We start from the raw sequence: 9,369 nt of genomic DNA, 5'->3' as shown, positions 1-9,369 counted from the left end.
CTTTGAGACCTCCCTTCGGCCTATACATACGCAAGTTGCTTTAGTAAAATGCAGGGTTATAAAGATCGGAATTCGCGCCATGAATTTGAACCGTATCGACTTGAATTTGCTGGTGGTTTTTGACGCGATCGCGCGCACCGGTTCGGTGAAGGATGCGGCTCCGCAACTGGCGCTGAGCCAACCGGCGGTCAGTCATGCGTTGAACCGGCTCCGGGTCCTGATGGACGATCCGCTGTTCGTGCGCGCCCGCAACCGTCTGGTGCCGACGGAGCGGGCGCAATCCATGATTGGTCCGGTGGCGGGCATCCTCCAGTCCGTCCGCGTCCTGATGAGAAGCGACGGTTCGGACATCGTCGAGGACAACCGCCATTTCCGGATCGGCATCAGCGATTTCGCCGCCCTGACCATCGTGCCAAGGCTCACCCGGAAGCTTCAGCAGATCGCCCCCAACGTGACGCTGGAACTGATCAACGTCGGGGAGAACACCCTGAACCAGCTGGCCGGCGGCGAACTCGACTGCACCTTCTGGGGGCTCCAGCCTCCGGAGTCACCCTATCTGTCGCAATTCCTTTTCCATGACAGTTTCGTCGGGTTCTGTTCCGCGGACCACCCTCTGGTGGAGCTAAGCGAGCAAGGCGTTTCCATCGACGATTATTTGTTCTATCCACACGCCATCGCGCAGTTCCGCGCTTCGGGATCGAGCCCGATCGATGTCTTTCTGAAGGGCATCGGACGTCACCGGGCCATTGCCCTGCGCTCCCCCAGTTTCATGAGCAACATCACCGCCATCGTGGGGACGAAGATGATCGCGACCCTGCCGTCACTGCTGGAATCGATCGCCCTGTCGCAAGGCCTGTTGTCCTTCCCGTTGCCGTTTCTGATTCCGAATTTCAATTATTCGCTGGTCTGGCACCGCCGGACCGAAGCCGACCCTTCCGGCATCTGGCTGCGGCGTCTGCTGGTGGAGATGCGCTGACCGGGAGGCGTCCGGTCTTGGCCGGCGTCGTCCCGCCGAGATCCGGGACGGTGGAGGCATCTCCCGTGGCCCATCCGCGGCGTGAAGCGGCACCGGTGGCAACGCCTTTGTGATCGCCGTTCCTCCTCCGCCTGCTTCGCTCGATGAGCCTTCGTCCACATCGACTGTCTCCCGGTTCCACACCGGAACAGACAAACCCTCATTCCCAAACAGGCTCTCGGGGCATCAGGCTTTCCAGGAGCCGAGCAGCACCTCCAGAAAGCGCGCCGCCATGGGCGAGAGGATGGCGCCGTGCCGGCGAACGACGCCGATCGTCCGGGAAATCTTCGGGTGGCTCAGCGGGATGGTGCGGATGATGGGGTGGCCGGAGGCCGGGGTGGCGAGTTTGGGAAGCACCGCGACGCCGAGCCCGGCCTCCACCAGCCCGAGCGAACTGGCGAGGTGTGTGATCTCGTAGGACCAATTGAGCTTCAGGCTGTGCTGCGCCAGGGCGTTGTCGATCAGCGCCCGGTTGCCGCTGGTCCTGCCCACGGTGATGACCCGGTGCGCCGCCAGCTCGTCCCAGCCGACCTCCCGCCGGGAGGCCAGCGGATGGTCATGCCGGCAGGCGACGACGAACGGGTCCTCGGCCAGCGGCGTGAACTCGATGTCCGGGTGTGACGTGCCGATGAAGTTGATGCCGAAGTCTGCCTCGCCGCGGGCCACCGCCTCCAGCCCTTCGTTGGCGCCGAGATCGAGGATGCGGATGCGGATGCGCGGGAACGCGACGCTGAATCGGCTGATCGCGTTCGGCAGGAAGTAGAACACCGCCGTCGGGACGGAGGCGATGGTGATCTGCCCGCCGCTCCGCGCCCCCAGGTCGCTGATCCCCAGCAGCGATGACTCGAACTCGTCCAGGAAGCGCCGGACCTTGGGGATGAAGTCGCGTCCGACCATGGTCAGGGCGACATGGCGCGTCGAGCGCTCGAACAAAGCGACGCCCAGCGTGTCCTCCAGCTTCTGGATGCGGCGGCTGAGCGCCGGCTGCGAGAGGTTCAGCAGCTGGGCGGCGCGGTTGAAGCTGCCCAGGTCGGCCACCGCCACGAAGGCTTTCAGATCGACCAGTTCGAAATTCATGCTCTCCTCCCCGCGGCGGCGCCCATTGATGCGCGATGCGCAATAATATCCCGAATCATTGCATTTAACAAATACGGTTCCGGGGCGGAATATCTGTCCATCGGCTTTCTTCGCCGCGACGGCGAGACCAAGAGACAGCAAGCGCCATGAACCACCTGACCAGCCGCCAGATCGGCATTCCCTGCGTGATGATGCGCGGCGGAACTTCCCGCGGGCCCTTCTTCCTGGCCTCCGACCTTCCGGCATCCCCGGCGGAGCGTGACGCCCTTCTGCTCTCCGTCATGGGGGCGGGGAACGACCTGGGGATCGACGGCATCGGCGGCGGCAATCCCTTGACCAGCAAGGTCGCCATCGTCGGTCCCGCCACCCTGGCCGGCGCGGACGTGGACTATCTGTTCGCCCAGGTGCGGGTGCAGGAAGGGATCGTCGACACCTCACCCAACTGCGGCAACATGCTGGCCGCGGTCGCCCCCTTCGCCATCGAGGCCGGGCTGGTCCCGGCGACGGACGGCGTGACGGTGGTGCGCATCCACAACGTCAACACCGGCAAGCTGATCGAGGCGCGCGTCCAGACCCCCGACGGCCGGGTGACCTACGAGGGCGAGGCCGTCATCGACGGCGTTCCCGGCACCGCGGCGCCCATTCACCTCGCCTTTCTCGACGCGGCGGGCGCCAACACCGGCCGCTTGCTGCCCACCGGGGCGCCGATCGACCGCATCGGCGGAATCGAGGTGTCCTGCATCGACGCCGCCATCCCGGTGATGCTGGTCCGCGCCGCCGACCTCGGCAAGACGGGGCACGAGCCGATGGACAGTTACCGGCTCGACCGGGGTTTCATGGCCCGACTGGAGGCGCTGCGCGTCGAGGCCGGCCGCCGCATGGGCTTCCCCAACGCCGCCGGCATGGTGATCCCCAAGCCCGTCCTGCTGGCGCCGCCGACGCGCGGCGGCACGCTCGCCGTCCGCTATTTCATGCCGCACGACTGCCACCGGGCGATGGCCATCACCGGGGCCGTCGCCACCGCGACCGCCTGCACGATCCCGGGAACCGTGGCCTCCGCGCTGGCCGGACATTCGGCCCTGCCCGGCGACGTCACTTTCGAGCACCCTGCCGGCCGGCTGACCGTCCGCCTCGATCCGGGAGCCGGTCAATCCGCCCCAACCGCCAGCATCCTGCGCACGTCACGACGCCTGTTCGAAGGAACCGTGTTCGCACGGCCATTGGACCCACCACGGGCCGCCATGGCCGCCTGATCCACAACGCACCGAGGAGGAAACGCCATGCGCCTACAAACGGGAGAACAAACCCCGGCGCCGACCAAGCCCAAGGCCTTTTACAAAGCTCTCTATTTCCAGGTCGTCGTCGGCCTGACCCTGGGCATCCTGGCCGGTCATTTCTGGCCGGACTTCGGGGCCTCCCTGAAGCCGCTCGGCGACGGGTTCGTCAAGCTGGTCAAGATGATGATCGCGCCGGTCGTCTTCTGCACCATCGTCAGCGGCATCACCAGCCTCAACGACACCCGCGAGATCGGCAAGACGCTGGTCAAGTCGATGGCGCTGTTCTACGCGTTGACGGTGGCGGCGCTGCTCATCGGGCTGGCCGCGGTGATGATCATCGAGCCCGGCGTCGGCATGCACGTGTCGGCGGCGTCGCTCGACCCCACGGTGGCGGCGCGCTACGCCAAGCAGGCGGCTCCGGTCGGCTTCACCGATTTCGTGCTGCACATCATCCCGCATTCCTTCTTCGGCGCCTTCGCCGAGGGCGAGGTGCTGCCGGTGCTGCTCATCTCCGTCCTGGTCGGCTTCGGGCTGACGCGGGTCGGCAAGGCCGGCGAGCCGGTGGTCCAGGGCATCGAATCCTTCTCCCACGTGCTGTTTGCCGCCTTCGGCTTCATCATGAAGCTGGCCCCGATCGGCGCCTTCGGCGCGATGGCCTTCACCGTCGGCAAATACGGCATCGACAGCATCGGCTCGCTCGGCCTGCTGATCCTCACCTTCTACATCGCCTGCAGCGTCTTTCTGGTCGTCATCATCGGCACGCTGGCGCGGCTGCACGGCTTCAGCCTGTGGAAGGTGCTGCGCTACTTCCGTGAAGAGCTGCTGATCGTGCTCGGCACCTCCTCCTCCGAACCGGTCCTGCCGCGCGTGCTGCAGAAGCTGGAGGCGCTGGGCTGCAAGAAGGGCGTCTCCGGCCTCGTGCTGCCCATGGGCTACTCGTTCAATCTCGACGGCACGGCGATCTACCTGACGCTGGCCTCCCTGTTCATCGCCCAGGCCTGCGACATCCACCTGTCGGGTGGCCAGATCTTCGCCATGCTCGGCGTCATGCTGCTGACCTCGAAGGGTGCGGCCGGCGTCACCGGCAGCGGCTTCGTCGCCCTGGTCGCCACGCTGACGGTGATGCCGGACCTTCCCGTGGCGGGCGTCGCCCTGCTCGTCGGCATCGACCGCTTCATGTCCGAGGCCCGCGCCCTGACCAGCATCATCAGCAACTGCGTCGCCAGCATCGTCGTCTCGATCTGGGAGAACGCCTGCGACCGCGAGGTTCTGCAGCGGGAGCTGAACCAGAGCTACGCCAGCACCGAGCGGTGCCTGGAGGAGAAGGGCGACATCGCCGTCCTGCCGCTGACCGCCCCCGCCCAGCCGTCGCACTGATCCGGCGCAGGCCGCCCCCACGCATCGAGGACGCCACCATGACCGCCTCCCCCATGACCGTTTCCACCACAAGCGCGAAGGATTGGATCGGCCGGAGCGAGACCGTGTCCGACACCGTCACCCCGACCCCCTACGCCGCTCTCTCGGCCACTCTGGACCGGCCCGCCGAGCGCCCCGCCGCCGGTACCCCGCTCCCGCCGCTGTGGCACTGGCTGTACTTCCTGCCGCTGCACCGCCAGTCGGAGATCGGGCCGGACGGTCATGCCAGGCGCGGCGGCTTCCTGCCCCCGGTGCCGCTGCCCCGCCGGATGTGGGCCGGCAGCCAGTTCGAGTTCCACAGCCCCCTGCGCGTCGGCGACGCCCTGACCCGGACCTCGACCATCCATGACGTGACCGAGAAGTCCGGGCGCACCGGCCCGCTGGTCTTCGTCAAGGTCCGCCACGAGATCCGCCGCGCCGGCGAGACCGAGGTGGCGCTGACCGAGTTCCACGACATCGTCTACCGCGAGGCGGCCACGCCGCAGGATGCGCCGCCGGAACCGCAGCCGGCGCCGGCGGACGCGGCCTGGGAGACGCGCTGGGTTCCCGACGACGTGCTGCTGTTCCGCTACTCGGCGCTGACCTTCAACGGCCACCGCATCCACTACGACCGGCGCTACGTGACGGGGGTGGAGGGGTATCCGGGGCTGATCGTGCACGGCCCGCTGATCGCCACCCTGCTGCTCGACCTGCTGCGCCACCGGCTGCCGGAAGCCGAGGTCGCCTCCTTCCGCTTCAAGGCGGTGCGGCCGACCTTCGACATCAACCCTTTCTCGGTGTGCGGCACGCCGCTCGCCGACGGCAAGACGGTCCACCTGTGGGCCAAGGACCATGAAGGCTGGCTGACCATGGACGCCACCGCGGTCCTGACGTGAGGACGCCCCCTATGAAACCGCTGTCTGGAATCACCGTCGTCACCCTGGAACACGCCATCGCCGCCCCCTTCGCGACGCGCCAGCTCGCCGACCTCGGCGCCCGCGTCATCAAGGTGGAGCGTCCCGGCGTCGGCGACTTCGCCCGCGGCTACGACGAGCGGGTGCGCGGCGTCGCCTCGCACTTCGTGTGGACCAACCGCTCGAAGGAAAGCCTGACGCTCGACGTCAAGAACCCGGAGGCGCAGGCGATCCTCAAGCGCCTGATCCGCGAGCAGGCCGACGTGGTGGTGCAGAACCTCGCCCCCGGCGCGGCGGCCCGCCTCGGCCTGTCCTACGAGGCGCTGTCCGCCGAAAAGCCGGGAATCATCGTCTGCGACATCTCCGGCTACGGCGACGACGGCCCCTACCGGGACAAGAAGGCCTACGACCTGCTGATCCAGGGCGAGTCCGGCTTCCTGTCGGTGACCGGCACGCCGGAGACGCCCGCCAAGGCCGGCCCGTCCATCGCCGACATCTCCGCCGGCATGTACGCCTACAGCAACATCCTGGCCGCCTTTCTCCAGCGCCAGCAGACGGGGCAGGGCTGCCGCATCGACGTCTCCATGCTGGAATCGCTGGTGGAGTGGATGAGCTACCCGCTCTACTACGCCTTCGATGGCGCGCCGCCGCCGGCCCGCACCGGCGCCAGCCACGCCACCATCTACCCCTACGGCCCGTTTCCGGCCGGCGACGGCAAGACGGTGCTGCTCGGCTTGCAGAACGAGCGCGAATGGGTGGCCTTCTGCGAGACGGTGCTGCAACGCCCCGAGCTGGCGCGGGAGGAGCGCTTCTCCAGCAACTCCCGCCGCAACGCGGCGCGCGACGAGTTGCGCGGGATCATCGTGGCGGCCTTCGCCGGCCTGACCGCCGAGCAGGTGGTCGCCCGGCTGGAGCAGGCCGCCATCGCCAACGCCCAGGCCAACGCCATGCAGGACGTCTGGAACCACCCGCAACTGGCGGCCCGCGATCGCTGGCGCACGGTGGAGACCCAGAACGGGCCGGTGCCGGCCCTGCTGCCGCCGGGCATGGCAAGCAACGGGGATGCGCGCATGGACCCGGTGCCGGCGCTCGGCCAGCACACCGACCGTATTCTTGCCGAGCTGGGCTACGCGCCCAGCGACATCGCCCGGCTGCGCGACGCGAAGGCGGTCTGAGCCGCGCCGCGAACAGAACGACATTTTCTGGGAGGACCAGCACCATGCCGTCCACGATCATCGACTCCGCCATCTTCGGCGACATCTTCAGCACCCCGGCCATGCGCGCCGTCTGGTCGGACGAGAACCGAACCCGCAAATACCTGGACATCGAGGCCGCGCTCGCCCGCGTCCAGGGCCGCCTGGGCATCATCCCGCAGGAGGCCGCCGACGAGATCGTCGCCAACTGCTCGCTCGACAAGATCGACATGGCGACGCTGAAGGCGCAGACGGAGCGCATCGGCTATCCGGTGCTGGGCGTCGTCTCGCAGCTCAACGCGCTGTGCCGCGACCGGCTCGGCGAGTACTGCCACTGGGGCGCCACCACGCAGGACATCACCGACACCGCCACGGTCCTGCAGATGCGCGAGGCGCTGGTCATCGTGGACGAGGATCTGGCGGGCCTGTCGGCGGCCCTGGCGACCCTCGCCAAGCGCCACCGGGACACGCCGATGATCGGCCGCAGCAACCTGCAGCAGGCGGTGCCGGTGACCTTCGGCTACAAGATGGCCGGGCTGCTGTCGGCGGTGGAGCGCCATCGCGAGCGGCTGGCGCAGCTCCGTCCGCGCGTGCTGATGGGCGAGTTCGCCGGAGCGTCCGGCACGCTGGCCTCCCTGGAGCACGGCGCCATGGAGACCCAGGCCGGGCTGATGAAGGAGCTGGGCCTCGCCCAGCCGGTGATCGCCTGGCACACCATCCGCGACACCATCGCCGAGGTGGGCTGCTTCCTGGGCCTGGTCGGCGGCACCCTCGGCAAGCTGTCGATGGACGTGAAGCTGATGATGCAGACGGAGGTCGGCGAGGTCTACGAGCCCTTCGCGCATGGCCGCGGGTCGAGCAGCACCATGCCGCAGAAGCGCAATCCGATCTCCAGCTGCTACATCCACGCGTCGATCTCCGTGCTGCGCCAGCACACGGCGGCCCTGCTCGACGCCATGGTGGCCGACCACGAACGGTCGACCGGCCCGTGGGAGATCGAGTGGATCGTCCTGCCGGAGGCCTTCTGCCTGCTGGCCGGCGCCCTGAAACAGGCGCGGTTCGTGGTGAGCGGGCTGGAGGTCGATGCCGAGCGGATGCGCGCCAATCTGGAGATGACCAACGGGCTGGTGGCGTCCGAGGCGGTGATGATGGGGCTCGGCCGCCACATCGGGCGCGAGTACGCCCACGACCTCGTCTACGACCTCTGCCGCGAGGCGGTGCGCCAGAACCGGCCGCTGCTCGACCTCCTGGCCGAGACGCCGGAGATCAGCGCCTGCCTCAGCCGCGCCGAACTGGCCAAGCTGTGCGACCCGGCCAACTACCTCGGACAATCGGGGGTCATGGTCGATCGCGTCCTGGCCCGCATGAACGGTTGATCGGGCCGCCCAGGGCCGGCTCATGTGGGCCGGCTCGCGTGGGCCGCGCTTCATGCACCCGACCCGCACCCCAAGCATGGCGGCCTGATCGCCGCCATCGCGCCTGTCCACCGGTTGATTGTGGTCAGGCGCGGCGTGCGCGACTTTGAGCCGAGGAGTGTCAAGTTGCTCAATCCGTGCCGTGCTGGTTCCGCAGCCCGTCGTTCAGGGTGTTGGCCGGCCGTGGGTCCGGAAGAACCCGTTGAGCGCATCGAACGGTTCGGCCTCGCCAAGGGCGTCGAAGCGCCCGTGGTCGGCGAGCATCCGGGCCGCCCGCAGGAAGCCGCCCCAGGCGGCGCGGTTGAACCCGCTGCCCAGGCTGATGCGTCGCACGCCCAGGGCGGCGATCTGCTCCACCGACAGGCCGATCGGTGAGGAAACCAGAAGGTTGAGCGGTTTCGGGCGGACGGCTTCGACCGCTGCCTGGATGACATCCGGGGTCTGCAAGCCCGGCGCGTAGAGGACATCGGCTCCGGCAGCGGCGTAGGCCGGCAAGCGGTGCAGTGCCTCTTCGACGGCCGCCGGGTGGTTCACCAGCAGGGCTTCGCAGCGGGCGGTCAGAAGGACGCCGGTTCCCCGCAACGCCTCCGCCGCCGCGGCCACGCGTTCGACGGCGTGATGAAAATCGTACAGCGGCTTCTCCGGGTCGCCCGTGGCGTCTTCAATGGACAGACCGGCCACGCCGGTGTCGGCGCAGAGGCGCACGTTGCGGGCCAGCCCTTCGCAATCATGGGCGTAACCGGCTTCGAAATCGGCGTTCACCGGCAGGTCGGTTGCCCCGACCATCTCGGCGATGTGGGCCAGCATGTCGCCGCGGGGCACCGCCCAATCGGTGTCGGGAAGTCCCCGCGAGAAGGCATACCCCGCCGAGGTGGTGGCCAACGCGCGGAACCCGAGATGCTTCAGCATCACGGCGCTTCCGACATCCCATGGATTGGGGATGACGAAGCAGCCGGCATGGTGAAGGTCGGCGAAAACAGCACGGGCTTGGTGGTGGTTGGCCATCACAAGGTCCTTCCAGGGTGACGGATCAACGTCTGCAGGCTGACGGGGGCAGGATACGCTTGCGTTCCCGCGTCGTCC

Annotated in this window: 8 protein-coding genes; 6 read left to right on the top strand and 2 right to left on the bottom strand. The window is 68.1% G+C overall.

Annotated elements, in window-relative coordinates; all coding sequences use genetic code 11:
• Nucleotides 1-79 precede the first annotated feature (79 nt).
• Entirely contained in the window at nucleotides 80-976 is an 897-nt protein-coding gene (locus ABAZ39_RS14710; RefSeq protein ID WP_040133816.1) for a LysR family transcriptional regulator, read from the top strand.
• A gap of 225 nt (nucleotides 977-1,201) precedes the next feature.
• Here ABAZ39_RS14710 and ABAZ39_RS14705 read toward each other — a convergent pair whose 3' ends face one another.
• A complete protein-coding gene (locus ABAZ39_RS14705; protein ID WP_040133815.1) occupies nucleotides 1,202-2,092 on the bottom strand; it encodes a LysR family transcriptional regulator in 891 nt (296 codons plus the stop codon).
• 146 nt (nucleotides 2,093-2,238) lie between these two features.
• Here ABAZ39_RS14705 and ABAZ39_RS14700 point away from each other — a divergent pair, with 146 nt between their 5' ends.
• The 5 genes from ABAZ39_RS14700 to pcaB are packed head-to-tail and all read left to right on the top strand — an operon-like array spanning nucleotide 2,239 to nucleotide 8,247.
• Nucleotides 2,239-3,345 (top strand): 4-oxalomesaconate tautomerase, encoded by a 1,107-nt coding sequence (locus tag ABAZ39_RS14700; protein WP_040133814.1) that lies wholly within the window; start codon nucleotides 2,239-2,241, stop codon nucleotides 3,343-3,345.
• A 27-nt stretch (nucleotides 3,346-3,372) separates the two neighbouring features.
• Nucleotides 3,373-4,746, top strand: coding sequence for a C4-dicarboxylate transporter DctA (gene dctA / locus ABAZ39_RS14695; RefSeq protein ID WP_040133813.1), 1,374 nt, complete (start codon nucleotides 3,373-3,375; stop codon nucleotides 4,744-4,746).
• Between the two features lie 38 nt (nucleotides 4,747-4,784).
• The gene (locus ABAZ39_RS14690) at nucleotides 4,785-5,660 is read left to right on the top strand and encodes an HTD2 family dehydratase (RefSeq protein ID WP_081863063.1); all 876 of its coding nucleotides are present in this window, start codon (nucleotides 4,785-4,787) and stop codon (nucleotides 5,658-5,660) included.
• An 11-nt stretch (nucleotides 5,661-5,671) separates the two neighbouring features.
• On the top strand, nucleotides 5,672-6,853 hold the full coding sequence (locus ABAZ39_RS14685; protein WP_040133812.1) for a CaiB/BaiF CoA transferase family protein: 1,182 nt from the start codon (nucleotides 5,672-5,674) through the stop codon (nucleotides 6,851-6,853).
• A 44-nt stretch (nucleotides 6,854-6,897) separates the two neighbouring features.
• Entirely contained in the window at nucleotides 6,898-8,247 is a 1,350-nt protein-coding gene (gene pcaB / locus ABAZ39_RS14680) for a 3-carboxy-cis,cis-muconate cycloisomerase (protein WP_040133811.1), read from the top strand.
• A 204-nt stretch (nucleotides 8,248-8,451) separates the two neighbouring features.
• On the opposite strand, the gene ABAZ39_RS14675 is transcribed toward pcaB, so the two are convergent.
• On the bottom strand, nucleotides 8,452-9,291 hold the full coding sequence (locus tag ABAZ39_RS14675; RefSeq protein ID WP_040133810.1) for an isocitrate lyase/PEP mutase family protein: 840 nt from the start codon (nucleotides 9,289-9,291) through the stop codon (nucleotides 8,452-8,454).
• Nucleotides 9,292-9,369 lie beyond the last annotated feature (78 nt).

This window comes from Azospirillum argentinense (assembly GCF_000632475.1).
In the GTDB taxonomy this organism is placed as follows: domain Bacteria; phylum Pseudomonadota; class Alphaproteobacteria; order Azospirillales; family Azospirillaceae; genus Azospirillum; species Azospirillum baldaniorum.
The sequence above is the reverse complement of the archived record's forward strand: the minus strand, read 5'-3'. Positions and strand labels throughout refer to the sequence as shown.